The sequence below is a fragment of the Henriciella mobilis genome, assembly GCF_003576285.1.
Lineage (GTDB): Bacteria > Pseudomonadota > Alphaproteobacteria > Caulobacterales > Hyphomonadaceae > Henriciella > Henriciella mobilis.
Genome location: NZ_QWFX01000016.1, coordinates 41,185 through 66,437, shown reverse-complemented (window position 1 = coordinate 66,437; position 25,253 = coordinate 41,185). Strand labels below are relative to the sequence as shown.

Genomic DNA, 25,253 nt, shown 5'->3' with positions numbered 1-25,253 from the left:
GTGGCTGACAGCCCGTCCCGCAGGGGCAGGGTCCGCTAGACTGCCCCCTCGATCTCCACACGCCGGCCGTCCACGCGCGCCTGCACACCATAGATCTCGGCCATGCGCGCGGCAGTCAGTGTCTCTTCCGGTGCACCATCGGCGACAATCCGGCCTTGCTTCATCCAGATCATGCGCGAGGCATATCGCGCCGCGAGCGTGATATCGTGCAAGACGACAAGCGCTCCGCCACCGGCGGCGACGAAGTCGGCGATGATATCCATGATGCGGAACTGGTGACGCGGATCGAGGGCTGCGACCGGCTCGTCGGCGATGAGTAGCGGGGCCTCGGCGGCAAAGGCGCGAGCGCAGTGGACGCGGGCAAGCTCACCGCCGGAAAGCGTATCGGTCTGGCGCTGGGCGAGGGCGGTGAGGTCGCAGCGCGCTATAGCGGCGTCGACGGCGGCGGCGTCCTCGGCGCTCAGCCGGCCCGGCGCGGCGCCATAGGCGTAACGGCCGAGCGAGACGACATCGCGCACCGTATTCGGCCAGGCCAGCGGGCGCTGCTGTGGCAGGTAGGCTATGTGACGGGCGCGCTGCATGGGCGAGAGGGCGGCCGTGTCGGAACCGTCAATCGTGGCGCGGCCGATGACTTTTTTCTCCAGGCCGAGACTGGCCCTCAGCAAGCTGGTCTTGCCCGCGCCATTTGGGCCGAGCAAGGCGACGAACTCACCCGGAACGAGGCGGATGCTGGCGCCGTCGACCAGGCGCTGGTTGCCAGCCTCGACGCTGAGGCCATGGGTGCAGAGCTCAGCCATTCAGCGCGCGCCTCCTCATCGCGATCCAGACGAAGGCGGGTGCGCCGATCAGGGCGGCCACCACGCCGAGCTTCAGCTCGTTCGTCGTTGGCATGAGGCGCACACCAATATCGGCAAGGACGAGGATCAGCCCGGCCAGCAGGGCGGACGGGACAAGCGAGCGGGCCGGGTCGTGGCCGACGAAGGGGCGGACAATGTGCGGCGCGACAATGCCGACAAAGCCGATGGCACCCGCGAGCGCGACCGATCCGCCAGTTGCGATCCCCGCGCCGAGGACGGTGAGGATGCGCTGGCGGCGAAGGTCTAGACCGATGCCGCTGGCCGCTTCCTCTCCAAGGGTGAGGGCAGACAGGCCGCGCCGCGACGCAAGCAGGATGACCGCGCCAGCGAGCAGGAAAGGCGCGGCAAAGCCGATCTCCCGGAAGCTGCGATTGGCGACCGAGCCGAGCATCCAGTTGATCATGTCGGACAGGGTGAAGGGCGTCGGAGCGAGGTTCATGAGCAGGCTCATCGCCGCGCCCGCGAAGGACGAGATACCGACGCCGATCAGGATCAGCGTGACGACCGACCGGGTGGCGATGGCGGCAACGGCGATGAGGGCCGTCGCGATCAGAGCGCCGATGATGGCCGCGAGCGGCAGGACCCAGGGCGAAAGCGCTGCGAGGCCGTAATAGAGCGAGAAGGTCGCGACCAGCGAGGCTGAGGCCGACACGCCGAGTACGCCCGGTTCGGCGAGCGGATTGCGTAACAGGCCCTGTAGCGCGGCCCCGCTGAGGCCGAGCGCGGCACCGGCGACGTAAGCCGCCAGAGCGCGCGGCAGGCGGATCGACCAGACGACCAGTTCGTCGCTGGCATCGGCGGCGCCGAACAGGGCGGCCAGGACGCGCCCGGCCGGCATCGGCGTCGAGCCGAGCAGGCAGGCGGCGAAGATCGCCAGAATGGATGCGCCGATCAGGCCGGGCAGAAGAAGGCGGGAAAGGCTCATGGCGCGCCGCCTTCCGAGAGCGCTTCGATGGCATCAATCAGGAACCAGCCGCCGCAGGCTGTCCAGGCGCCCTCCAGCTTGACGACCGGCCTTTGCTCTAGCTGCGCGCGCGCAATCGGATGCTTGGCGGGGCTCCAGGCGTCCGGCGTCTCCAGCCCGTTGCCGAAGAGGGCCGGGGCGACGAGGTCTGGCTGCTCATGCGCAAGGCGTTCAAGCGGGATAGGGTGCCAGCCGGGCGCCTGCTGGAAGTTCTCGTAACCGGCAGCCTGCAGCATCTGGTGGACGAGCGAACCGGGGCCGGTGGTGACCCCGCCTGTCGTCATGTAGAGCGCCGAGCGGCCCTCGCCTTGCGGCTCGATGGCGGCGAGACGGGCCTTGAAGTCGGCGACGAGCGCTTCGCCGCGTTTACCCTGGGCAAGCCCGTCAGCCATGTGCTGGATGACGCCGGGGATGGACGTCATCCCGGCGCCATCGATACTCGACGTCCAGCCGACATTCAGCACGGGGATGCCGGCCCGCTCGAAGAAGGCTTGCGCATTCGGTCCGCCGCCATAGGAGCGCACGATCAGGTCCGGCTTCAGGACAAGGACGTTCTCCGCCGTCGGCCGCACAGTCGGCAGCCCTTTGGCGGCATCGCGCATATAGGAGAAGTCCTTCGATGCGTCTGGCGACAGGGCAAGGACCTGCTCGCGGTCGGCAAGATTCAGGACGTACTGGTCGGCACAATAGTCGAGACTGACGATCCGCATCGGCTTGTCATTGGCCCGCACCTGCTCGGCCCGCGTTGCGCCGCAGGCAGCAAGCCCGATCAGGCCAAGGATGAGGAGCGCCAGTCTCGCCATCGCCTATCTTAGCCTCAAGCCGATAAAGGCGCCTGCGCCCGGCCCGCGATAGCCAAAGACGTCGGTGACCTCCTCGTCGAACAGGTTTTCCCCGCGCAGCGTGATGGCCAGGCGCTCGCTGACCGGGATTTGCGCCGTCAGCGAGGCCAGGACGTAGGCGTCCAGCGTCTCGCGGGTAGACGGGAAGGTGCCGAAATTGAAATCGTCCTGCTCGCCAACATAGTCGAACGCGGCGCCAATACGCAGGCCGCTGTCATTCACCGCCCAGTCAGCTGCGAGGCTGGCCGTGTTTTCGGGTACGCGGATCTCGTCGCTGCCATCATCGGACTCGCTGGAGAGGCTGGTGAACTGGCCGGAAACCGAGAGGCTATCTGTCGGCGTCCAGCGCGCAGCGAATTCGAGGCCGGAGCGCTTGCTGTCGCCGGCCCGGTTGGCTGCCGTCGACCGGAAGTCCGGCGTGTAGGCAGTGTAGATTTCGTCTTCAAGCTCGGCCTCGAACCAGGTGATGGAGCCGCTGAACGTCTCCCAGTCCTGGTCCCAGCCTATTTCCCAGCTGGTCGACTTTTCCGGCGTCAGGTCCGGATTGCCGACAAAGCTGTCGGGATAGAAGCCGAAGAGTTCAGTGAAGGTCGGGTTCTTTACCCCGGTTCCGACAGAGGCCCGCGCGCGGCCGCCGAAGTCGAAGAGCCAGGCCGCCCCGGCCCGCCAGGTCTCAGCATCGTCGAAACGGCCATCATTGTCGTCGAACCGCGCGGAAACCTTGGCCCGCAACCGGTCCAGCTGCAGCCGGTACTCGCCGGCCACGCCGAGAGTTTCGAAGCTCTGGCTCTGGTTCGGGTCGCCAAAGGCAAGGTCAGTGGAGCGGCGCTCATAGTCTTCCTGCTCATAATCGAGCAGGGCGCTGAAGGTCTGGGTGAAGCTTTCGCTGCCGGTCGAGACCGAGGGGCTCCAGGACAGTTTGGTCCGTTCGCCAAGGGTTGAGTCCGTATAGGTGCCATCGGCGCGGTTGGTCCGGTCGACGCGGTTGAAACTGGCGCCGAAGCGGTGGCTGACCGGGCCGGTCTCGCCCGAAAGAGAGGCGCCGAGGATCGACTGTTCGCTGTCGGTTTCGCGGTCGACATTGTCCAGGAGACCGTCGAAATCGGTGTCGCTGTCGAACTGGGAGTCCGACTCCCGGTAGGTCGCGAGGAGCGAAAGGTCCCAGTCATCCGGCAGGGCGATGGCGCCGCGCAGCAGCGCCGAGCCGCTGGCCGAGCCGTCTTTCTCGCCATCGAGGCCGGCGCTGTCGACGCCGTCGGTTGCGAAGCCGGCGACCGAGCCGCCGACGCGGAACGGGCCATCGCCCGCGCTGAAGCCGGCTGATCCGCGGACGGTCCCGCGTGAGCCAGCTTCGGCTTCGGCGTCGAGGCCGTCCTGACCGGAGGTGTAAATGCCGATGACGCCACCAATCGCGTCCGAGCCATAAAGCGAGGACTGTTCTCCGCGCAGAACTTCGATGCGGGCAATGTCGAGCCCTGACAGCAGGCCGAAATCGGTCTCGCCGGTCACCGGGTCGGAGAACTCGATACCGTCAAGGAAGACAAGGGTGTGATTTGCCTCGGCGCCGCGGATGCGGACCTGCGTCAGCCCGCCGACCGAGCCGGATCGCGAAACGCCAATGCCGGGCGCGGCGCGCAGCTGATCGACCGCGAAAGGCGTGGCGCGAATGGCAAGATCGTCTTCATCGAGGACGGTGACATCTTCGGTCAGGCTGTCATCGGCGACGGGCCTGAGCCCAGATACGGTCACCGTGTCCAGCCTTGTTTCGGCCAGCGTCTGGGCTGAGGCAGTTCCGGAAAGGACAAGCATGGCCGATCCGGCCAATAATGAGGATCTGAACAATCTTCATACTCCGTTTTGCGCGCCTTGCGGGCGCGCCTGATGCAATGCGTGACTGGACCTCATGAGGGCGCAGCCGGCGAATTGTCGTGAAACGGAGAGTGCTCCGCCGCCCGCTGGCTATCCCCGGCCTTGGGCAAACGACGCGATGGCAGGTCTCCTGGCTCGCCGATCAACGCTTTCTGGCCGCCTTCCCGGAGCATGGGGCTCCAGTGGCATGAGTGGCCATCAGCTCCTGGCTGACAGTTGCGGGTACAGCGCCGGATTCGAACCGGCTTCCCTCTTAGCCCGCTGTCGGGCGGGCACCATCTGATCTGCCTGATGTTTCAGGCGGGCGGTTGTGTCAATAGAGTGCCGCAAGGGAAGCGACTTCGCCAGCGCCCGTCGACCGATGCTCTGCGTCTTGGAAATTAGATTAAAATTCATCCATTCAACTGAACCATAACTCCATCTCTGTGTGCCATATCGGGTCGTAGCGAAATGACCCAAACGGGCGGCAACACGGGTGAAGATGATGGCGAAGACAGTCCTTGTAATCGACGACGATCCGACGCAACGCAGGCTGATCCAGGCTGCTGTCGAGAAGGCCGGCTTTGCCTGCCGCACCGCGCCGGATGGCGAGACCGGCTTCACCGCAGCGACCGAAGCGGGCGCCGATGTCATCCTGCTGGATCTCACCATGCCGGGCCTTTCGGGGATGGAAACGCTTGAGCGCCTGTCGGAACGCGTTCCCGACGTGCCGGTCATCATGCTGACGGCGACGTCCGGCATCGACACAATCGTCACCACCATGCGCGCCGGCGCTGTCGACTTCATCGTCAAGCCGGCCAATCCGGAACGTGTGGTCGTCTCGATCCGCAATGCACTGAAGATGTCGTCGCTGACCGGCGAAGTGAAACGCCTGACCCGCAAGACCGAAGGCGGCATGAGTTTCGACGACATGATCGGCTCGGCGACCGCGATGCGCCAGGTGATCCGCCTGGGCCAGCGCGCGGCGAGTTCGGACATTCCGGTGCTGATCCTCGGTGAGAGCGGTGTGGGTAAGGAAGTCGTCGCCCGCTGCATCCAGGGCGCCTCCGACCGTGCAGGCAAGCCGTTCGTGACCGTCAACTGTGGCGCGATCCCGGAGAACCTGGTCGAGAGCATCCTGTTCGGCCATGAGAAGGGCGCGTTTACGGGCGCTGTCTCCAAGTCGCTTGGCAAGTTCGTCGAGGCCGATGGCGGCACGCTGTTCCTCGACGAGGTCGGCGAACTGCCGCTCGACATGCAGGTGAAATTGCTGCGGGCGCTGCAGGAAAGCGAGGTCGATGCTGTTGGCTCGCGCCGCCCGACCAAGGTCGACGTCCGGATCATCTCGGCGACCAACAAGGACCTTGCAGAGCAGGTGAAGTCCGGCGGCTTCCGCGAGGACCTCTATTACCGCCTCAACGTCTTCCCGATCGACATGCCGTCCCTGCGCGAGCGCAAGGATGATGTCCCGGCCCTCGTCGAGCACTTCATCTCCCGCTTCAATGCGTCGGAAGGGCTCAACATTGCCGGGGTCAGCGAGGAAACGCTTCAGGTGCTTTGCGCTTATGACTGGCCGGGCAATGTCCGGCAGCTGGAAAACGCGGTCTTCCGCGCGATGATCCTCTGCGAAGGCAATGAGCTTCTGCCGCACGACTTCCCGCAAATCTCGGGCGTCATGCCGGAAATGGCGGACCTGCCACCGGTGCCGCAATCGGCAAAGCCGGCGAATGACCAGTCGGAATATAGCGAAGCCCCGAGCCCGGTCGCGATCAAGGACGGCACAGGCGAGCTGCGCACCCTGTCGGAAATCGAACGCGATGTGATCGAATATGCGATCGACTTTTATCAGGGCCACATGTCCGAAGTCAGCCGCCGCCTCGGCATCGGCCGTTCGACGCTCTACCGCAAGCTGCGTGAGTATGAGCTGGAGCCTGAAGCGAAGAAGGTCGGCTAAACGTCCGGTACAGATCTATCGGAATTGGCGGTGCGTTCTGGCGTGCCGCCATTCTAATTGCGGCTATTGCATTTCAATGCCGCAAGAAACGGGTGGCGGCGCGCCTTTGAACGCGCCACATTCGGCCCATGACGACGACGCTTTCATCCCTTTCGGAGCGATCGGCTGCCTATGAGCGCATGGCCGAAGCCCTCGAGCACCTCGGCGATACCTGGCGCGACTGGCCGGACCTGACCCAATGTGCCCGCGCCATGGGCCTCTCGCCGCACCACTTCCAGCGCGAATTCACACGCTGGGCCGGGGTAAGCCCGAAACAGTTCCAGGCCGCGCTGGCTCATGCCGAAGCGGGAGACCTGCTGAGGCAGGGGGCGAGCGTCATGGATGCGGCGTTTGAAGCTGGCCTGTCCGGCCCATCGCGCCTGCACGACCTCTTCATCGCGCATGAAGGCTTAAGCCCCGGAGAAGCGAAAACCGGCGGAGCGGGCGCGCAGCTGACGATTGGCGAGGCGCCGACGCCGTTTGGTACCGGTGTCTTCCTGGTCTCGTCCCGGGGGCTTTGCGGGCTCGGCTTTGCCGATGATGCCGCCGCGTCGAAGACCGGCTTCGAACATCCCGGTTATACAAAGGACGCCGTGCTCGCGGACCTCGCCAGCCGCTATGAGAACGCAGAGACGCGGCGCGACGACGCCGAGGCGGCCCGCTGGGCGGCCCGCATCTTCCAGTCCGATAAGCCAATTCCCGTCGCTCTCTACGGGACGCCCTTCCGCCGCCAGATCTGGCGCGCCCTGCTCGACATCCCGGCCGGCGAGACCCGGACCTATGGCGAGGTGGCGGCCGCTGCCGGCCAGCCAAAAGCGGCGCGGGCGGCTGGTACGGCCATCGGGGCGAACAACATCTCCTGGCTCATCCCCTGCCACCGCGCTCTTGCTTCGGACGGAAGGTTACATAATTACCATTGGGGTGTGGCGCGCAAACGCGCCATGCTGACATTCGAGCGTGCCCACGCGGCCTGACGCCTGTTCCGGGTGACGGCGCGCGGCACGCGCCAGAGACCACGGGACCGGAGATGACACTCACAATCTATGCGCTAATGTTTGCGGCGCTGGGGATCTGGGGGGCGTACCTGCTAATGAAGTGGCGCGAGCTGCCGCACTTCTCCAACGCTGTGTACAACTCGATGCGCGAAAAGGGCCTGTTATCGGAAAAGGTCGAACGCGAGGACTTCCAGGAAGCCTTCATCAAGTGCGAAGCGCCGCTCGCCGCGAGCTATCGCTGGTTCGCAGCGCTGGTCAGCCTGTCGGGTCTGCCCATGCTGGTGTCCGGCTTCAACTTCCTCTGGGATTCGATCTGGCGGTTCAGCGGCGCACAGCCGGGTCCGCTGGAAAGTGGCTACATGTTCCACATCTTCATGACCTTTCTGGTCGTGATGGGTGTGGTGGTCGGTTTCCTTTATCTCGTGACGTCCCATTATTACAGGAACGCGCCGCCCTCGCTGAAATCCGAGATCCGGCGGCTGGAAGGAGACCAGGAATGAGCGTTGAATACCTGCACACCATGATCCGTATCAGTGATGTCGATGCCGCTTTGAAGTTCTTTTGCGACGGCCTTGGCCTGCAGGAGGTTCGCCGCGTCGACAATGAGGGCGGTCGCTTCACGCTGGTCTTTCTTGCGTCGCCTGAAGATCTTGCCCGCTTCCAGGCCAATCCGAGCGACGAGAAGGGCTTGCCGCCCGGCCTGCCGATGATCGAGCTGACCCACAACTGGGACCCTGAAGAGCTGGAAGGCGGGCGCAATTTCGGCCACCTCGCCTACAAGGTCGATGACATCTACGCCGCCACCGAGCGTTTCCAGAAGCTTGGCGTCACCATCAACCGCCCGCCACGTGACGGGCGCATGTGTTTCGTGCGTTCGCCGGATGGCATTTCCGTCGAGCTGCTGCAGAAGGGCGACCCGCTGCCTCCGAAGGAACCATGGGCCAGCGCCGAGAACATCGGGACGTGGTGAGCGGAGGCATATGACCGAAGACCGCGATCCCGAACGCAACCGCTTTTCCGCGCGCCTGATGCGAACCGCGCAGGTGGGCGGCAACCTGTCCGGCGCAGGCCTGAGCTTTGCGGCCAACCGGCTTTTTGGCGGCGACGATAGCCAGAACCGCAATGCGAAGGCCCTGGCTGCGGCGCTCGGCAAGACCAAGGGCCCGTTGATGAAGGTCGCGCAGATCCTGTCGACCATTCCCGATTTCCTGCCGTCCGAATATGCCGATGAGCTCTCGCAGCTGCAGGCCCACGCGCCGGCCATGGGCTGGCCGTTCGTCAAGCGCCGCATGCGCGCCGAACTCGGGCCGGGCTGGCAGGACAGGTTCGCCGAGTTCGGCAAGGAGGCTGCTCATGCCGCCTCGCTCGGCCAGGTCCACCGTGCGCGCCTGCATGATGACCGCGAGGTCGCCTGCAAGCTGCAATATCCCGACATGTCCAGCGCGGTTGAAAGCGATGTCGCCCAGCTGAGAAACCTGCTCGGCCTCTTCAAGCGCATGGATGGCTCGATCGACGCCGAGGAGATCATCGAGGAAATCGGTGACCGGCTGCGCGAGGAACTCGACTATGAGCGTGAACGCAAGGCCATGTCGCTGTATCGCGAAATGCTGGAGCCGAAGGACTTCGTGCACATTCCTGAACCCGTTGCAGAGCTGTCCACCGACCGCCTCCTGACCATGGAATGGGTCACCGGCGAACGCCTGGTCGACTATCAGGACGCCTCTCAGGACGTCCGCAACGGAATTGCCGAGCGCCTGTTCTGGACCTGGTGGCTGCCGGTGAACTCTTATGCCGTCATCCATGGTGACCCGCATCTCGGCAATTACCAGGTGCGCGATGGCGGGGCTGGGCTCAACCTCCTCGACTTTGGTTGCATCCGCATCTTCCCGCCGAACTTTGTCGGTGGTGTCGTCGATCTCTACCGCGCCATGCTCGCCGAGGATTTCGATGCGACCTATGCGGCCTATGAGAAGTGGGGCTTCCGCAACCTCAACAAGGACCTGGTCGAGATCCTGAACATCTGGGCGGGCTTCATCTATGGTCCATTGCTGGAAGACCGGGTGCGGACTGTCGCCGATGGGGTCGCGCCGGGCGAGTATGGCCGCAAACAGGCCTTCGAGGTTCGCAAGCGGCTGAAGGAAAAGGGGCCGGTCCGGATTCCGCGTGAGTTCGTCTTCCTCGACCGGGCCGCTATCGGCCTCGGTGCAGCCTATCTGCGCCTTGGGGCAGAGCTGAACTTCCACAGGCTGTTCGAGGAGAGCCTTGAAGGCTTTTCCGAAGCGGCCGTGGCGGACCGCCAGCGGCAAGCCTTGCAGCGTGCCGGTCTGGCGGAGCTAGAAGCCTAGTTCATTTCGTACCGGATCGGGATCGATTTCGGTCCGCTGACGAAATTTGCCTTCACGCGGGTCGGCTTGCCCGCCAGTTCCACGGATTTAAGACGCGGGAGCAATTCTTCCCAGAGAATCCGCATTTCCATCCGGCCGAGATGCTGGCCGAGACAGACATGCGCGCCATACCCGAAAGCGACGTGCTTGTTCGGTGAGCGGTCGATCCTGAAGCTGTAGGGGTCGTCGAATACGTCCTCGTCGCGATTGCCCGACGGGTAGGCCAGGAACAGCCAGTCTCCCTTCCTGATCTTCTTGCCGTGGACCTCCGTGTCGTCGGTGGCGGTGCGCATGAAGTGCTTCACCGGCGTTTCCCATCGGATGGATTCTTCCACCATGGACGGGATCAGCGACAGGTCTTCCTTCAGCTTGCGGAACTGGTCCTGATTTTCCGCGAGAGCCCAGAGTGCCCCGGCAGTGGTGTTGGACGTCGTGTCATGGCCGGCCGTTGCGGCGATGATGTAATAGCTCATGGCTTCGAGATGGCCGAGCGGCTTGCCATAGACTTCGCCGTTCGCGATGACGCTGCCGAGGTCTTCGCGCGGGTTCCGGCGGCGGTCCTCGGTCATTTCCATGAAGTAGGTGAAGAAGTCCGCGACCGTGGCCTGGATGTTGGCGAGGCCGGTATCGGCATCTGAGATTTCCTGCCCGGATCGGTTCACCTCCGGGTCCTGCGCGCCGAACAGTTCCTGCGTCAGCTTCAGCATGCGCGGCTCATCAATTTCCGGCACACCAAGTACTTCCATGATGACGTGGAGGGGATAGAGAAAGGCGACGTCACGGGCAAAATCGCACTCGCCGTTTTTGTCCGCCATCTTGTCGATGAAGCCGCGGGCAATCTCGCGAATCCGGTCTTCCAGCTTGCGCAAATTCTGCGGCATGAACCAGGCCTGCGTCAGGCGGCGATACTGCATGTGGTCCGGATTATCCATCTGCACCAGTGAGCGCAGGAGGTTGGGTGAGCCACCCATCATCTCGCGGACCTTCTTGTCGGTCTCGATATTGGTCAGCGTCGCCGAGCGGTCCTCATTGTGGAAGAGATCGTTCTGGCGCTCGATGGCCTGGATGTCGGCATGTTTGCTGACGACCCAGAACGGATCAAATCCTTCTATTTCAGCCACATCGAGCGGGGCATTCTTTCTCAGCCAGGCAAAGGCTTCGTGCGAACGGTCCCAGTCGGCATAGGCCTTCGGGTCGACCACGGATTCGGCGATATGGGCAGGTATTGTCATTTGATCCCTCCGGAAATGTGCGCAGCTGGCGGCGCCTCTGACAGGGTCACTAACACATACTTGCTATACAGCCAACAAATATGTTAGCAGTGAGCATGGCTGAATCGAGCACCTTCACCCGTAAACATGATGGCCGGCCCACCCAGGCAGAGCGGCGTGAGCGGTCTGAACAGGAATTGCTGGAAGCCACATTGCGCGTGGTTTCCGGGCAGGGTGTGTCCGCGGCGACATTCGACACGATCGGAAAGGAGGCCGGTTATTCGCGCGGCCTCGTCACGCAGCGTTTCGGGTCAAAGGATGGCCTGATCCGCGCCTTGATCGCGCACCTCCATACCTGGCAGCAAGCGGCACTCGACCGCGACCGGGTGGACAGTATGGACGGTCTCTCCGCGCTTTGTGCCTTCGTCGACCTTCACTGCCAGGTTCTCGACGGTCATGAAGAGGTCACCGCCTATTACATGTTGCTTTCGGCCGCCGTCGCGGACCAGCTCGAAACGCGCGAGGCCTTTGCCGACGAGCACGAGATCGAGCGGGTCCTGATCCGCCAGATCATCGAAAGGGGGCAGGCGGACGGCAGCATCAGGGCCGATGCTGACGCGGACGCCGCCGCCCTGATGACGGGTTGTTCCCTGATTGGCATTCGCATGCAGAGCCTGATCGATCCGAACACCGACATCGCGCCGATCAGGGACGAATTGATCCGCTCGCTGCGGGCGCGACTTTCATTGGACTAAGGAGAGGGCCATGGCCGAGGAAGCCTTCAAGACGTGGCAATGCCGAACGTGTGGCTACATCTATGATGAAGCCGAGGGTGACGAAAGCGAAGGGCTTGCCCCGGGGACGCGCTGGCGCGACATACCGGAGGACTGGGTATGCCCGCTTTGCGGAACGCCCAAATCCGATTTTGACATGATCGAGATGTAGAGCGCTTTCAGCAGGAAGCGCTTTCCAAACCCGGTCTCGTTGGATAAGCCGGACCGCATGGAATCCGGTCCCTACAACACGCCCATGGCGCTGCACCGCGAGCCGTTCAGTGCGGTCTTCTGGGTCCTCTGCGCTCCCTTTCTCATTCCCGTCGCCGGGTCCGCGCTGATCGTCCTGGCGTGGCCGGGCTATTTCGATGTGATCCAGAACAAGTCCGCCAGCCGCGAGGCCATCGGCCAGGTCTGGATGGCGCTGGCCGGGATCCAGATCATCTATTTCGGCCTGCTCAGCCTGTGGAGCGAACATGTCGGCGCCGGTGCCTTTGCCGGCCAGATGCGAGCGTCGCAGAACTGGATCATTGCAGCCATCCTGCTGGGGCCTGTCGTGCTGCTGGCGCCGCAATTCCTCATCGCGGCTTTTTTCGGCGGCGCTGAGGAGTGGCAGTATAGCGGGGACGTGAACGAGACGCTTTTCGCACCGGAAAACTGGGGCGCGTCCTACCTCGTTTATGTTCTCCTGCTCGCGCCGTTTATCGAGGAAGTGACTTTCAGGGGTGTCGCCATGGGGGCGCTGCTGGTACGCGGCGTGCCGCCTGTCATGAGCATGGCGATTTCAAGCGCAGCCTTCACCTTCATCCATCTGCAATACTCGGTCGCGGCGCTGGTGGTGGTTTTCATTGCGGGGATGGGGTTTGCCTGGCTGCGGCTGAAAAGCGGAACGATCCTGGTGCCGATCCTGGCTCACATCTCGGCCAACGGTTTCATAACCTTCCTGGCCAGCCTGGCACCGCCATCGACCTGAACCAGGGTCGCGCGCAGCCTTTTCGCCGGGGCAGGGCTTGCCGGTTCCGTGCACCTCCGGCAAATCCCGTCGCCTGATGACTGACGATTTTACAAAATCCCAGAGTTTCGACGTTCCCGACGGATTCGAACTCCTGCCCTGGCACCGGGGCTTTGGCCGGCAGGTCGGCCCGCTTTTCCAGAAGCGCGATGGAACGGATGTGACGCGCGGCTTCCGGGTCGAGGAGCACCATACCAATGGCATGATGAATGCGCACGGTGGCATGCTGATGACCTTCGCAGACATGGCCTGGGGCTCGGCCATCGAGAATGATGAGAGCACCTGGTGGGTGACGGTCCGCCTGCTTTGCGACTTCCTGTCCGGCGCGAAGCTAGGAGACTGGGTCGAGGGCGCAGGCAAAGTCGTCGGTGAGGTTGATGGCATCTACACGGTTGAAGGCCGGATCTGGGCGGGTGAGCGCACACTTCTGACCGGGACGGGCGTCTTCAAGGTCATCGAGCGCCGTCCGGGCGGGGTAGCCTGATGCGAAACCCTTCCGACGACACGGCGCCGGTCCGCACGCGTTCAGCGCCCAGTGAGGCAGATTTCCTGCTGAAACCCTATGGCGGGGCCCGTCCCGCCGCGCCGGACTGGTTCAGGCGGGCCCTGGCCGCGCCTGTCCGTACCGGCGAGACCACAGTCGATGGCGCGGTGATCCGATGGCGTCAGTGGGGCGATCCGTCGAAACCAGGCCTGTTGCTGGCGCACGGCAATGGCGCCCACGCCCACTGGTGGGACTTTATTGCGCCTTTTCTGGCCGAGGACTGGAACGTTGTCGCGCCGGACTTCTCGGGCATGGGCGACAGCGACTGGCGCGAATCCTATACCTTCTCGACATTCGCCAATGAGCAGGTTGCGGTCAGCGAGGCGGCCGGCCTGTTCGACCATGCCCGCAAGCCCATCATCGTCGCGCACAGCTTTGGCGGTTTTGTTGCCATGACGACGGCCATTCGGCACGGAGACCGCTTCGCCGGTGCTGTTGTCGTGGACACTCATATCGAGCCTCCGGGCAGTGACCGGCCGCGCCCGCCGCAGCGCCGCAATCCAAACCCGGTTTATCCTGATGTCACCGCTGCGCTCGCCCGGTTCAGGCTTGCGCCGCTGCAGCCCTGCGCCAACCATTTCGTTGTCGACTATATCGCCCGCCACAGCCTGCGAGAGGCAACGGCCGACGACGGCACAAACGGTGTGACCTGGAAGTTCGACCCCTTCATCTTCTCGAAACTGATCGCGGAATGGGACAAGATGGACCTGACGCGGCTCGACACGAAATGTCCGATCGCCTTCATGCGCGGCGAACTCTCGGAGCTGGTTCCGCCTGCAGCGGCCGCCAGGATGCAGGCAATCCAGGACCCGCCCATCCCGATGATCACAATTCCGGTTGCCTACCACCATGTGATGCTCGACCAGCCGCTTGCCTTTGTATCGGCGGTGCGCGGCCTACTGGCCGGATGGCCGCACGATTAGGGAAAAGCCGTTTGCAAGCGGGGCCGCTGCGCCCTAAACACCCGCCCCATGATCGAAATCCTCCCAGAAACGCCGGACATCCACGCCGAAGCGATTGAAGACCTGTTCGACCGCACCTTCGGTCCTGGCCACTTTGCCAAGACGGCTGAGCGGTTGCGTGAGTATTCTGCCTCGATACCTGAGGTGAACCGCGTGGCCGTGGTCGACAATCTCGTTGTCGGGGTCTGCCGTGTCTGGCCGCTGTTGGTCGGCGAGCGCCGCGACCGGGCGCTGTTCTACGGACCGGTGGCCGTGTCTCCGGCCTGGCGGGGGGCGAGTCTGGGCCTGCAGGTCACCGAGGCGGCGATGGAGGCCGGTAAGGCAGCCGGCTGGCCAGCGGCGGTGCTGATTGGCGCGCCGGAATACTTCGGCCGGATTGGTTTTACCGTCACGCCCAGAAACCGGCTCACTTTCCCCGGCCCGCAAGACCAGTCGCGTGTCATGGTCTGCGATCTCGCCGGCGACGCCAGTGCGCTCGAAGGCCTGGTAACGGCTCCCTAAAGACCGTCAAAATCTGTATTACGGTTCTCGTCCAGCCACTTGCGAAGAGCCTGCAGCGGCTGGAGTAGTGCTTCAGCCTGCGCCCGATCGAGCGCCCCTGTAACGTCCCGGAAAAGCGGGGCGGCCGCGGCGACACCATCCTCGCGCGCCGTCTTCCCCGCTTCTGTAAGGTAGACGCGCTTCGAGCGGCCATCCTTCGGATCTGGCTCGGTGCGGATAAAGCCTTTGGATTCAAGGCGTGAAAGCGTCGATGTCATTGTTCCGCGTGTGACCTGAAAGGCGGCAGCCAGCCGCGCCGGTGTCTGTCCATCACCCAGTCGCACGCAATGATTTAGCACGCCGAACTGCGCCGCGGTCAGGCCATGCGGCAGGGCCTTCTCGAAGGCCGAGGACGACAGCTGGCTGATGATGCCGATCTCGTTGAACAACTGGAAATAGAGCGCCTCTGTGGGCGTGGAGTCCGTCGGCGTTCCTGAAGTGTCAGACAAGATGAGCGTCCAGTCCTCGTCGCGGTGTTGGCATGATCTTCGGGCCATAGCCAATCCGCACCAGCATCTGCAAGCGTTCGCCACCGCCGACAAGGTCATGGACCTCACGGTACAGCTCAGCCATTTCTGGATATTCCTGCAGGGACTGGCTCCAGGGGTGGATGCCAATGCCAAGTTCGGTGGCTTTCAGGTTGAGCCTCGCATAGGCGCGCCCCGCATTGATCTGGTCCTGACGCGTCGCGTTGGAATTGCTGATCCAGGCAAAGCCGCGCGCAGACATCGCCATGGCGCGGTACATGTCCAGGCCCTGACGGAAAGCGCTTGATGACGGATCGGCCAACGTCTTGCGATTGACCAGGCCGAGCAGCCTGCCGGCCGCGATCATTGGTCCTTCCAGCTCGATACCGTCCGGACTGTTTGTGACTTCCTTCGCACCGATGCGCATAAGGTCGAGTGATTCCTGGTAGGTATAGTCAGTCATAACTTCCACCTGATGCGCTCGCCATGTCAGGTCCCGCAACTTTACTGCCAGGAGGTCATTGCCGATACAGCCAGCTGTCTGGCCATAAACGGCGCCAGCCGCTACCAGCGCATTGCGCTTGTCGGTATCAACGTCCCTGTTTTCATAGACTTCCTTGTTGGACCTGCGGGCGAGGATGTGCGCAAAGAGCGGATCTGGCCTGGCTCGTCCGGCGTGGAAGGTCACGCGCGCCACGGGGCGGCGGTCGAGTGCCTGCAGGTCGCTTCCATCAGGAAAGGCTGTGATTTCCGTCCTGTAACCGTCTTCTGCCGCTGCGATGGACAGCAGTTCAAGAAAAGCGCCGCAGCCAATCGTGATCTGGCGATCGTATGGATCGGTCGCCGGAAGGCGCCGTTCCGGATCATGGTAGAGTGTAAGCGCGTCTTCTCCATCGAGCGAGACCTGCCATGGCTGCAGATTGTGCGGATTGGGCGCGAGCAAGGCGTACGAAAGTGCTCGCTTGCGATAGGACTCGTACAGGCCTGCCTGCCGCCATGGTTCGCGCGCGGCCCTTGACGGCCCATTCATTGCGACGAAAGTGCCCACGCTGCCTGCGGCCAGCACGGTTCCGCCTCCAACCAGTTTCAGCACACCTCGCCGCGAAACCATGACAATCTCCATTTAGTTTGATATCAAGCGAATATTGTATGATATCAAACTAGTCAAGCTCAGTTCAGTGCGTAACGCGTGGTTCGGGCGCTATGGAGGGTCGTGAACACAATCGCTTGACACATTTCGATAATTCAACGATATTAGAAATGTGAGAGTTGAAACAGCTATTTCGGGATTGTCAGCGCTGGCCCAGGAGGGACGGCTTGCCGTGTTCCGCCGACTGGTCAAAGCCGGCAAATCCGGGCTTGCGGCCGGGGCAATCGCTGACGCCGTTGGCGTTCCCGCCAATACGCTGTCGGCCCAGCTCAACATCCTGTCTCAGGCGGGACTACTCGAGAAGCGCCGTGACGGCCGGTCAATCATCTACTCGGTGAATTTCGAGGCTGTCAGCGACCTGATCGTCTGGCTGATGGAGGACTGCTGCGCCGGTGATGCGGCCATTGCCGGACCGGTCGAGCAGGCTGCCAGTCGATGCTGCTTCCCCACGAATTTCCAAGGAGCCCCACAATGAAACGCCTTCACGTCCATATCGCCGTTGACGACCTCGCGCAGGCGACGCGCTTCTACTCGACGCTGTTTGCGGCCGAACCGGCGGTCAGCAAGCCGGACTATGCCAAATGGATGCTCGACGATCCGCGCCTGAACCTTGCGATCAGCCAGCGCGGGGCCAAGGCCGGGGTCGAGCATCTGGGCATCCAGGTCGAGGACGATGCCGAACTCGCAGAGGTCTATCAGCGCCTCGCCGATGCCGATGCGCCCGTTTTCGAGGAAGGCGAGACCACGTGCTGCTATGCCAACTCCAACAAGAGCTGGATCAGCGATCCGGCCGGTGTCCCCTGGGAGGTTTTCCTCACACATGGCGACGCGGCGACCTATGGCGGCGGAGACGAGGCGGAGGGCGGACGCCTGTCCCAGACGCCGACCGGAATGCCGAAAAGCGCCTGCTGCGGGGCTTGATCGAAAATGGGGGCCTTTGAACGTTTCCTGTCGCTATGGGTAGCGCTGGCGATTGCCGCCGGTATCGCGCTCGGCCAGCTTCTGCCCGGCGTCTTCGGCGCCCTGGCCGGTTTCGAATATGCCAGCGTGAACCTCGCCGTCGCGGTGCTCATCTGGGCCATGGTCTGGCCGATGATGATCGGCGTCGACTTCTCCAGCCTCCGGCGCGTCGGCGAAAAGCCGAAAGGGCTTCTCATCACGCTGGCCGTCAACTGGCTGATCAAGCCTTTTACCATGGCGGCGCTGGGGGTCCTGTTCTTCCGCTACGTCTTCGCCGGATTCATCCCGCCAGCCGAGGCGGAAGGCTATCTGGCAGGGCTCATCCTGCTCGGCGCGGCGCCCTGTACCGCCATGGTTTTCGTCTGGTCACAGCTGACGCGCGGCGACCCGAACTACACGCTTGTCCAGGTCAGTCTCAACGATGCGATCATGGTCCTCGCCTTCGCGCCGATTGTCGCTTTCCTGCTGGGCGTGACGGACATTGCGGTGCCGTGGGAGACGCTGATCCTGTCGGTCGTGCTCTATGTCGTGGTGCCGCTGATCGCCGGGGTCGTGACCCGCTCGCTGCTGATCCAGCGGGGCGGGCAGGCGGCGGTGGACGGCTTCATGGCGCGGGTCAAACCGGCTTCGGTCGCCGGCCTGCTGGTGACCGTGATCCTTCTGTTTGGCTTCCAGGGCGATGTGATCCTGTCGCGCCCGCTGGTGATCGCGATGATCGCCGTGCCGATCCTCCTGCAGTCCTACGGCATCTTTGCCCTGGCCTATGGCGCCGCGATGGCGCTGCGGGTGCCGCACAATATCGCCGCGCCCTGCGCCCTGATCGGCACCTCCAACTTCTTCGAACTGGCCGTCGCCGTGGCGATCAGCCTCTACGGGCTGAACTCGGCCGCCGCGCTCGCGACCGTTGTCGGCGTGCTGGTCGAGGTGCCGGTGATGCTGTCACTGGTGGCGCTCGCCAACCGGACGAAGGCGCGGTTTCCCGCTTCGGCCTGACAGGGCGGGCGTCCCGCCCCAGCACGTGCGGCCGCTCGATCCCGGGGACCAGCGGCGGTGTGATTGGGTTCGGAAAGGGCAGCGTCAGGGCGGGGCGCGCACGCGGGTGCCAGACAGTACGAAGACAGTCTGATGGCGGTACGGAAACAGTACAATTCCGGTCCGATTCCAGCCTGGCTGGATCTCGCCCGCAAAAGCCGGCGCATCGAGCGGCAGGCGGGCCCAGGGCGCGGCGTCAAACCCGGCCGGCAGCTCGCCCCGGGCCGCGCGCTCGGCGGCGCTCGCATCCATGTACGAGACCCGGATGACGCCGTTCTTCTCAAGATGCCACATGAAGCCCTTGCGCCCCTCGGCGCGGGCGAGCGCGGCGGTCGCCTCAAGCCGGGCGAGGTAATGCCACAGCACCGGCCAATACCAGACCGGCACGAAAAGGTGGCATCTGAGGATCATCCGCCCATCGAGCATGACGGAGAGGATAGGGCCGGTTCAGGGGGAGGGGGAAAGTCGGGGAGAACCCCTGGACCCATATCAACCCAGAGAAGCAATTAACTTCTGGATTCTCGTCAGCTTTTCACCTTCGCCATTGCGAAGCCCTTCGTCTTCGCCCCTGAGCATGGCCAGCGTGTCGAACTCCCATTGCCGCAGCAGGGTGATCTTTTCGGCATCCGACAGCCAGGAGACCTGAGCCACGGCTTCCGGCGTGGCCAGCGCTTTTGCATCCGCGCCGATATCGTGGATATGGATGTCGCGCGCACCGGCGGCTTTAAGAATGTCCGTCGCCGTGCGCTCATCCTCCGGTGTCCATGTGCGGACCCAGAGCAGGATGCCGCCATGTTCGAGCTGGGTGTCGATGAAGTCCACGTGCTGCTTGTCCACAAACCGGGCAAGGACAGCCCCCACGGCGGCGCCAGCGCCCATGCCGGCCGCGACCGCAGCAAGCGTTATCGCCAGCGGTCCGCCGGCCACGGCCGCCATGCCGGCAGCGGTCACGCCGAATATGTACATCGGGATACCAATCAGCGCGCCTTCCGCATCGCCAAGGGTTTCCCTCGAGATAAAGGCCACCGAGGGCGCTGCCGGATCGTCTTCAAGCTCTTCAACCCGCCGATAGGCATGGCCGAGCTTTTCCTCGATGGCCTTCTGGCCCGCCAGCAGGCTCAGCTCGCCCCGATCAAAACCGGACGACAACAGGGTGTCGATGGCTTGCTCCAGTCTCTTCTCGCTGTCGAAGACGCCAACGGCTTCCTTCAGTTCGTGTCCCGCTTTCATGGCCCATTTCCTCCTGTTCCGGGTCCGGCTCGTCCTGGGTGCAGTTAAACCGGCGCGGCCGGGGCTGGAAATAGGGAGATACGCCTATGTCCGCCCGCCGCACCGGGCTGGCAACCGGAGGCATTCGAAGCGACTTTCGACGGCCGCGTGACTGCCAAGGAGCGTGAAAGCGGGCGAGGGGAGCTGGGTCAGGGGAGGGGATGGAGGGGGGAATTCGTGATCGAAATCTGTCCGCCTTGGGCGCAGAACCAGTTTAGTCTTCCAGACTGAAACATGGTTTCGCTCTTGCCTTGGCTCGAACCATTCGGATAACGCTACCTCATGGAAGAACCTCAAGACTTCGAAACCCGGTTCAGTGAGGTTTTTCAGCCCCTCTTCCTCTGGGGCGTTGGTGCCTTTGAGCTGACCCTTGTCATCTACACGCTGTATATGGAATTCGTGACGGGCACGGGCCCGTCATTGCTTTCGACGGTCTTGCCTTTGAGTGTCGTCATCGCGGTCGTCTGGGCCATCCTGGCCGTACTGATCACGCTCGCCTTTATTGGACTGAAGAACCGCGCCAGTCGCGCAAGGCACTGATTGCTTTTGCGAAAATCCTTTTACAACCGCGCTTGACCAGATCCCGCTGCCCTGACCCCGCTCCCGCAATTAGCGAGAGGGAAAGGCGCGAAGCTGGGCCCAGCACGTAGAGACGGCATCTGGAGACCATCAAGCCATCTAGTAGCTTGGGAAGAACGGGGCGTGAGTTGAGGGCGACAGTGCTGATGGCCTAATGTAATGCGTAGGACGCAATGGCAGGTTTCTCCCTCCGCATTTCTCAGGCAGTATTGTGCCACGTTAAGTCTGAGAATGTAGGAATTCTTCGTGGCCCAATTGTTAGATGAATACGACTTTAGACTGTCATCAGATGGGTGTGGCCACTTACACTACCTAATCGACTTTGACGGTTCCCCAACCCCGCACGATATAGAACTGGATTTGTACGACTGTCCTGCCTTATCAGTCGATTTGAAGAATGATCACATAGTACTGCACGCAAGAGATATTGCGGCTGGCCCACCTCTCGTCCATCTAAATTTTCGCTATAGAAAAATTAGACAGCTTATACTCGAAGGCTTTGGTACTGCGGCCATTCGAGACGAGGAGTCGGCGCTGCGTTTCGTTGAATCTGAGTTGCCAAGCCAGTTTAGGCAAAGCCTAAGAGACGGACTTGGTTTAGAACACCAGTACACTTCTTTGGTCGAGGAAATTGAAGATGGTTGCAGCGCGCACCGAATGATTGTTTCAAGGAACAGACCTTCTCAACTCGACAGCAAAATTAATGCTCTTGTGCTATCGGAGCGAGACTTCCAAGAAGTATGTCGGCAAATCGACGATCTTCGTTATCGGTCAAAGCAGAAACTTTACTCCGACCAACGCAATGCAGTTTACAATCACTTTGCACCGTTTTTGGCGCGACAAGATAAGCCTCGACAACTATCCAAAGCTCGCGTCATTCAAGATATCGAATCAGTATTTGAGAATGAACCAATAGAGGCAACATCAAAGCTCGCAGGCTTCATTGGCAGCTCGGCAAATACGCTAATCGACCGGATTCCGGAACGAATAAAAGTAATTAGAGAACGGGTCGAATTAGCCTTCTTGGATGCATTCATCGAGAAATTTGAAAATCGCATCACGGAAAACTTGCCGGAGGCTGACTGGCAGAAATTCTTCATCGATAATCCGATTGCACTTTCCTCGATGTTCAATAGTTCCGTACTGATGATAAGTGACAGACCATTTGTTGGTGGAACCGACATCGAGGGTAGAGGCGGAAAAAAGTCTGACTTTTTATTCAAAAATTATCTAACCGGGAATCTTAGCTTCATTGAAATCAAGACGCCTCAAAAGGAAGTTGTCAGTGCGCGCGACGATTACAGCAACGGAATGTATCCCGCCCATAGCGATCTTTCATTGGCGGTCAGCCAAGTGATCGACCAGCGAAATAAGTTTCAAGATGAGTTCGCTACGCTTTTCTTGAAATCTCCGGACAAGCAACTCACAAGCTATGCGATCCGATGTTACGCTGTAATCGGCACGGTTCCACTTGAGGACGATCGGAAAAAAAGTTTTGAACATGTGCGCGACAATTTGACCCAGCCCCGTAAATTCCGGCCATGAATTTGCAGAGTCCTCGACACGAAGAGGATGACAAATGCGCAAATCACGATTTTCCGAAGAACAGATCATTGGGATGATCCGGGAGCACGAGGCTGGCGTGAAGACAGCCGATATCTGCCGCAAGTACGGCATCTCGGATGCGACCTTCTACAAGTACAAGGCGAAGTTCGGCGGCATGACGGTGTCGGACGCCCGGCGGCTGAAGACGCTGGAGGAGGAGAACTCGAAGCTGAAGCGCCTCCTGGCCGATGCAATGCTGGACAATGCCGCCCTGAAGGACCTGGCGACAAAAAACTTCTGACGCCCGACGCCAAACGGAAGGCCGTGCACCACGTGATGGAAGTGCATGGCCTGTCGGAGCGTCGGGCCTGCCGGCTGGCCGATCTCGATCGGTCCACCTTCCAGTATGAAAAACGCGATGGCGGTGACGAGAAGTTGCGCCAGAGGCTACGGGAGCTGGCCGGTGAACGCCGCCGGTTCGGCTATCGCAGGCTCGGCATCCTGCTGGACCGCGAGGGCCTCAGCGCCAATCACAAGAAGATCTACCGGATCTATGCCGAGGAGGGACTGGCCGTGAAACGACGACGTGGGCGAAAGCGGGCGACAGGCACACGTTCACCCATGCTCCTGCCGGAACAGGCGAATGAGCGATGGAGCCTGGACTTCGTATCGGACGCTCTCAGCGATGGCCGCCGGTTCCGCACGCTCTGCGTGGTCGACGACTTCACCCGGGAAGCCCTGGCCGTGGTCGTCGATGTCTCCCTGTCCGGCGTGCGGGTCGCCAGGGAACTGTCCAGGCTCATCACCCGGCGGGGTGCTCCGAAGATGATCGTCTCCGACAATGGCACGGAGCTGACCAGTCATGCGATCCTGAAATGGGTGCGCGAGGCCGGCATTGAGTGGCACTACATCGCGCCGGGAAAGCCGACACAGAACGCCTTCGTCGAGAGCTTCAACGGCCGGCTGCGCGACGAGTGCCTGAACGAGCATCTCTTCGACAGTCTCGGTGACGCCCGGCGCATCATCGAAGCCTGGCGGATAGACTACAACACGGTCCGGCCACACACATCACTCGGCGGCCTCAGCCCCGTAACCTACGAACGGCGGCTGCGCCGCCGAAGGCCCGGCTCGCTTGAGCCGCGGGGAAGCTCCACTCCCCGGGCCTTGACCACGCCATCAACAACAGAAAGAAAGGCGAACAGACTCTCCGAATGAACGGCCCGGATCACGGGGCTGGGTCAAATTTTAAACACGTCACAGTGGTTACGTTTGATGAGTTGCTGTCGCGGTTGAAGCAGCTGCGGCAAATTCTTGCTGATGTCGTTTGAGTGTCGAGAGCAACTACCGCCCCTCACGCCGCCAGGCCAGCAGCAGGAAGGCCACAATCGCCAGCGCCGCGAGCAGCCCCGGCAGGAGCGGCAGGCTGGTGGAGCTTCGCACGGCATAGGCGCCGCGTTCCCTGAGGCCGAGCCAGTTGCCGCCTTCGGCATCGGCGCCGCGGCCGACGCGGCGGATGTCGGGGATGCGGTCGCCGGGGCGGTCCAGGGTCCAGACGCCGCCGCCGGTCAGGCTGGCGAGCGGTTCAAGCACCTCGCCGGTCGCCTCCAGCGCAGCATATTCCTTCGGATTGGCGGGGCCATTCAGCGTCACGGCCTCAAGCCCGCCCGAGCGCGCCCGGAAGAGACCGAGCCGGTCAATCGGCGCCTCGGCGACAAACTCGCCCGGCCCGGCGGCCTGCCAGGTGGGCTCCATGATCGAGCCGTCCGGTGTCTCGATCGAGAGCGGCGGGGCATTGTCCGACAGGGTGCGCAGCGTCGCGCGCAGCGTGTCGCCCTGGGCTTCGAGGCGCAGCTGGCGCTCTTCCAGTTCCGGCTCCTTCATCAGCCAGTGCACCATGCGGCGGATCAGCTCGGCGAAGGGTCCGCCGCCATCATGGCCGCGCGCCCAGAGCCAGATCTGGCCTGAGAGCAGCTGCGCGACCCGGCCTTCGCCAACCCGGTCGACGACCAGCAGCGGGTCGCCATCGCGCGCCGTCATCAGCACGTCGCCGGCCTCGGCGGTCGCCTTGATATAGCGCACCCAGCCGCCCCAGCTCTGCCCGTCCAGGGACTGGGTCACGGTGTGGCGCTTGCCCGTGTCGGAGAGTTCCGGCGTGAAGGCGCCGACCTCGATCGTGCCGGTCGGGAGCGCGGGCAGCACCCCGGCGAGCGGCGTGTTGGCGAGGCTGGCCGGGCCGGCAAAGTCCTCGCCGGCCGCGATCAGCAGCGCCCCGCCATCGGCGACATAGCGCGCCATATTGGCGAGGTAGCTCATCGTGATGACGGTGCGCCGCTCATACTGGTCGAAGATGATGAGGTCGAACTCATTGAGCTTGCCCTCGAACAGTTCCTCGGTCGGGAAGGCGATGAGCGCCATTTCCTCAAGCGGAGTGATGTCCTGCTTGAAGGGGGGCCTGAGGATGGTGAAGTGGACGAGATCGACCGACGGGTCGGATTTCAACAGGTCGCGCCAGACCCGGCCCGCAGCGTTCGGCTTGCCGGTGATCAGCAGCACGCGCAGCCGGTCGCGCACGCCTGAGAGGGTCGCGGCGGTGCGGTTGTTGGCGAGCGTCAGCTCCTGCTCGCCGGCCGGCGTCTCGACCACGACGATATTGTCGCCGCGCCGCTCGATCTCGATAGGCAGCGGCGTGTCCTCGCCGGTTGCGACCGTCATGCGCCGGGGCAGGCCGCCATTTACCGAAACGGTGACGGTTGCCGTTTGCGAGACCGGATCGTCGACACGCACCAGGAATTGCGCTTCCTCTCCGACGATGCCGAAATCGGGCGACTGGACGAGCGAGATCCGGCGGTCTCCGCTGTCGGGGTCGCCGGTGATGAGGGCATGGACGGGGCCGAGTTCGCCGAGGCGGGCCATGTCCTCGGGCACGTCGTGGACCTGGCCATCGGTGATCAGCACCGCCCCGGCGATCCGGTCGCGCGGGACGTCCGCCATCAGGCCTTCGAGGGCACCGATGAGGTTGGTGCCGTCGGTGCGGCTGTCGGTCTCGATGATCCGGACTTCAAGCGAAGCGTCCGCGTCCATTTCCGTCAGGAGCTGCTCGCGCACGGTCTCGGCGATCTGCGTGCGCTGGCCGAAGCTCATGCTTTCGGAGCCATCGACAACCACCGCGGCGACCGAGGGCAGCGGCTCGCGCTCCTCGCGGACATAGGCCGGATTGGCCAGCGCGGCGGCGAGGGCGGTGAGGGCGGCGGCCCTTGTCAGCCAGGCCCGCCCGCGCCAGCGCAGATAGGCGAGATAGGCGAGCGCGCACAGCACGAGCAGCGCGA

The 25,253-nt window shown here is 62.9% G+C and carries 27 protein-coding genes and 1 riboswitch; of the genes, 17 read left to right on the top strand and 10 right to left on the bottom strand.

The annotated features are described in order from the left end of the window. Positions 1–35: 35 nt before the first annotated feature. Genes D1223_RS15775 through D1223_RS15760 form a run of 4 tightly spaced genes read right to left on the bottom strand, consistent with a single transcriptional unit; the run spans position 36 to position 4,472 of the window. Entirely contained in the window at positions 36–797 is a 762-nt protein-coding gene (locus D1223_RS15775; protein WP_119377402.1) for an ABC transporter ATP-binding protein, read from the bottom strand. Further along, positions 790–1,782, bottom strand: a complete 993-nt coding sequence (locus D1223_RS15770; RefSeq protein WP_119377401.1) for a FecCD family ABC transporter permease — start codon at positions 1,780–1,782, stop codon at positions 790–792. The genes D1223_RS15775 and D1223_RS15770 overlap by 8 nt, the downstream gene beginning before the upstream one ends. Continuing rightward, complete coding sequence (locus tag D1223_RS15765; protein WP_119377400.1) at positions 1,779–2,624, bottom strand: ABC transporter substrate-binding protein; 846 nt, start codon at positions 2,622–2,624, stop codon at positions 1,779–1,781. The genes D1223_RS15770 and D1223_RS15765 overlap by 4 nt, the downstream gene beginning before the upstream one ends. A gap of 3 nt (positions 2,625–2,627) precedes the next feature. Further along, positions 2,628–4,472 carry a TonB-dependent receptor plug domain-containing protein gene (locus tag D1223_RS15760; RefSeq protein WP_233350093.1) on the bottom strand — a complete coding sequence of 615 codons (1,845 nt, stop codon included), beginning with the start codon at positions 4,470–4,472 and terminating at the stop codon, positions 2,628–2,630. Positions 4,473–4,635: 163 nt separating this feature from the next. Next, positions 4,636–4,827: riboswitch (cobalamin riboswitch) on the bottom strand. 189 nt (positions 4,828–5,016) lie between these two features. Between D1223_RS15760 and D1223_RS15755 the strand changes: the two genes are divergently transcribed. The 5 genes from D1223_RS15755 (at position 5,017) to D1223_RS15735 (ending at position 9,844) form a co-directional block, all read left to right on the top strand. Next, positions 5,017–6,465: a sigma-54-dependent transcriptional regulator gene (locus D1223_RS15755; RefSeq protein ID WP_119377398.1), complete on the top strand. Its 1,449-nt coding sequence runs from the start codon at positions 5,017–5,019 to the stop codon at positions 6,463–6,465. Positions 6,466–6,593: 128 nt separating this feature from the next. After that, a complete protein-coding gene (locus D1223_RS15750) occupies positions 6,594–7,478 on the top strand; it encodes a methylated-DNA--[protein]-cysteine S-methyltransferase (RefSeq protein WP_119377397.1) in 885 nt (294 codons plus the stop codon). Between the two features lie 53 nt (positions 7,479–7,531). Continuing rightward, positions 7,532–7,999, top strand: a complete 468-nt coding sequence (locus tag D1223_RS15745; RefSeq protein ID WP_119404558.1) for a hypothetical protein — start codon at positions 7,532–7,534, stop codon at positions 7,997–7,999. Further along, the gene (locus D1223_RS15740) at positions 7,996–8,469 is read left to right on the top strand and encodes a VOC family protein (RefSeq protein WP_119377395.1); all 474 of its coding nucleotides are present in this window, start codon (positions 7,996–7,998) and stop codon (positions 8,467–8,469) included. The genes D1223_RS15745 and D1223_RS15740 overlap by 4 nt, the downstream gene beginning before the upstream one ends. Positions 8,470–8,479: 10 nt before the next feature. Further along, positions 8,480–9,844, top strand: a complete 1,365-nt coding sequence (locus tag D1223_RS15735) for an ABC1 kinase family protein (protein WP_119377394.1) — start codon at positions 8,480–8,482, stop codon at positions 9,842–9,844. On the opposite strand, the gene D1223_RS15730 is transcribed toward D1223_RS15735, so the two are convergent. Beyond that, complete coding sequence (locus D1223_RS15730; protein WP_119377393.1) at positions 9,841–11,115, bottom strand: cytochrome P450; 1,275 nt, start codon at positions 11,113–11,115, stop codon at positions 9,841–9,843. The genes D1223_RS15735 and D1223_RS15730 overlap by 4 nt on opposite strands. A 95-nt stretch (positions 11,116–11,210) precedes the next feature. Here D1223_RS15730 and D1223_RS15725 point away from each other — a divergent pair, with 95 nt between their 5' ends. From D1223_RS15725 to D1223_RS15700, 6 genes are all read left to right on the top strand, one after another. Continuing rightward, a complete protein-coding gene (locus D1223_RS15725) occupies positions 11,211–11,849 on the top strand; it encodes a TetR/AcrR family transcriptional regulator (RefSeq protein WP_119377392.1) in 639 nt (212 codons plus the stop codon). A 10-nt stretch (positions 11,850–11,859) separates the two neighbouring features. Next, positions 11,860–12,039, top strand: a complete 180-nt coding sequence (locus D1223_RS15720) for a rubredoxin (protein ID WP_119377391.1) — start codon at positions 11,860–11,862, stop codon at positions 12,037–12,039. Between the two features lie 57 nt (positions 12,040–12,096). Next, on the top strand, positions 12,097–12,840 hold the full coding sequence (locus tag D1223_RS15715) for a CPBP family intramembrane glutamic endopeptidase (protein WP_119377390.1): 744 nt from the start codon (positions 12,097–12,099) through the stop codon (positions 12,838–12,840). A gap of 76 nt (positions 12,841–12,916) precedes the next feature. Further along, on the top strand, positions 12,917–13,363 hold the full coding sequence (locus D1223_RS15710; RefSeq protein ID WP_119377389.1) for a PaaI family thioesterase: 447 nt from the start codon (positions 12,917–12,919) through the stop codon (positions 13,361–13,363). Next, entirely contained in the window at positions 13,363–14,346 is a 984-nt protein-coding gene (locus tag D1223_RS15705) for an alpha/beta fold hydrolase (RefSeq protein WP_119377388.1), read from the top strand. Before D1223_RS15710 ends, D1223_RS15705 begins: the two co-directional genes overlap by 1 nt. Positions 14,347–14,394: 48 nt before the next feature. Next, a complete protein-coding gene (locus tag D1223_RS15700; RefSeq protein ID WP_119377387.1) occupies positions 14,395–14,886 on the top strand; it encodes a GNAT family N-acetyltransferase in 492 nt (163 codons plus the stop codon). On the opposite strand, the gene D1223_RS15695 is transcribed toward D1223_RS15700, so the two are convergent. Next, positions 14,883–15,374 carry a MarR family winged helix-turn-helix transcriptional regulator gene (locus D1223_RS15695; protein WP_233350091.1) on the bottom strand — a complete coding sequence of 164 codons (492 nt, stop codon included), beginning with the start codon at positions 15,372–15,374 and terminating at the stop codon, positions 14,883–14,885. The genes D1223_RS15700 and D1223_RS15695 overlap by 4 nt on opposite strands. After that, on the bottom strand, positions 15,367–16,503 hold the full coding sequence (locus D1223_RS15690; protein ID WP_147372876.1) for an Acg family FMN-binding oxidoreductase: 1,137 nt from the start codon (positions 16,501–16,503) through the stop codon (positions 15,367–15,369). The genes D1223_RS15695 and D1223_RS15690 overlap by 8 nt, the downstream gene beginning before the upstream one ends. Before the next feature lie 151 nt (positions 16,504–16,654). Here D1223_RS15690 and D1223_RS15685 point away from each other — a divergent pair, with 151 nt between their 5' ends. The 3 genes from D1223_RS15685 to arsB are packed head-to-tail and all read left to right on the top strand — an operon-like array spanning position 16,655 to position 18,495. After that, on the top strand, positions 16,655–17,017 hold the full coding sequence (locus D1223_RS15685) for an ArsR/SmtB family transcription factor (protein ID WP_119377384.1): 363 nt from the start codon (positions 16,655–16,657) through the stop codon (positions 17,015–17,017). Continuing rightward, positions 17,014–17,463 (top strand): ArsI/CadI family heavy metal resistance metalloenzyme, encoded by a 450-nt coding sequence (locus tag D1223_RS15680; RefSeq protein WP_119377383.1) that lies wholly within the window; start codon positions 17,014–17,016, stop codon positions 17,461–17,463. The genes D1223_RS15685 and D1223_RS15680 overlap by 4 nt, the downstream gene beginning before the upstream one ends. Before the next feature lie 6 nt (positions 17,464–17,469). Then, entirely contained in the window at positions 17,470–18,495 is a 1,026-nt protein-coding gene (arsB, locus tag D1223_RS15675; RefSeq protein ID WP_119377382.1) for an ACR3 family arsenite efflux transporter, read from the top strand. An 84-nt stretch (positions 18,496–18,579) separates the two neighbouring features. On the opposite strand, the gene D1223_RS15670 is transcribed toward arsB, so the two are convergent. Further along, positions 18,580–18,945 (bottom strand): hypothetical protein, encoded by a 366-nt coding sequence (locus D1223_RS15670; protein ID WP_147372875.1) that lies wholly within the window; start codon positions 18,943–18,945, stop codon positions 18,580–18,582. A gap of 78 nt (positions 18,946–19,023) precedes the next feature. Continuing rightward, positions 19,024–19,764, bottom strand: coding sequence for a hypothetical protein (locus D1223_RS15665; protein WP_199288224.1), 741 nt, complete (start codon positions 19,762–19,764; stop codon positions 19,024–19,026). A gap of 321 nt (positions 19,765–20,085) precedes the next feature. Here D1223_RS15665 and D1223_RS15660 point away from each other — a divergent pair, with 321 nt between their 5' ends. From D1223_RS15660 to D1223_RS15650, 3 genes are all read left to right on the top strand, one after another. Continuing rightward, positions 20,086–20,343, top strand: coding sequence for a hypothetical protein (locus tag D1223_RS15660; RefSeq protein ID WP_119377380.1), 258 nt, complete (start codon positions 20,086–20,088; stop codon positions 20,341–20,343). Between the two features lie 285 nt (positions 20,344–20,628). Then, a complete protein-coding gene (locus D1223_RS15655) occupies positions 20,629–21,927 on the top strand; it encodes a Shedu anti-phage system protein SduA domain-containing protein (RefSeq protein WP_119377379.1) in 1,299 nt (432 codons plus the stop codon). A 34-nt stretch (positions 21,928–21,961) separates the two neighbouring features. Beyond that, positions 21,962–23,142 (top strand): IS3 family transposase gene (locus D1223_RS15650; protein ID WP_112074356.1). Its coding sequence is split into 2 segments (ribosomal slippage): positions 21,962–22,211 and positions 22,211–23,142, totalling 1,182 coding nucleotides; the frame shifts between segments, so codons are not numbered across the junction. Between the two features lie 126 nt (positions 23,143–23,268). Here the strand turns inward: D1223_RS15650 and D1223_RS15645 are convergent. Continuing rightward, on the bottom strand, positions 23,269–25,242 hold the full coding sequence (locus D1223_RS15645; protein WP_233353205.1) for a DUF7408 domain-containing protein: 1,974 nt from the start codon (positions 25,240–25,242) through the stop codon (positions 23,269–23,271). Positions 25,243–25,253: the final 11 nt, after the last annotated feature.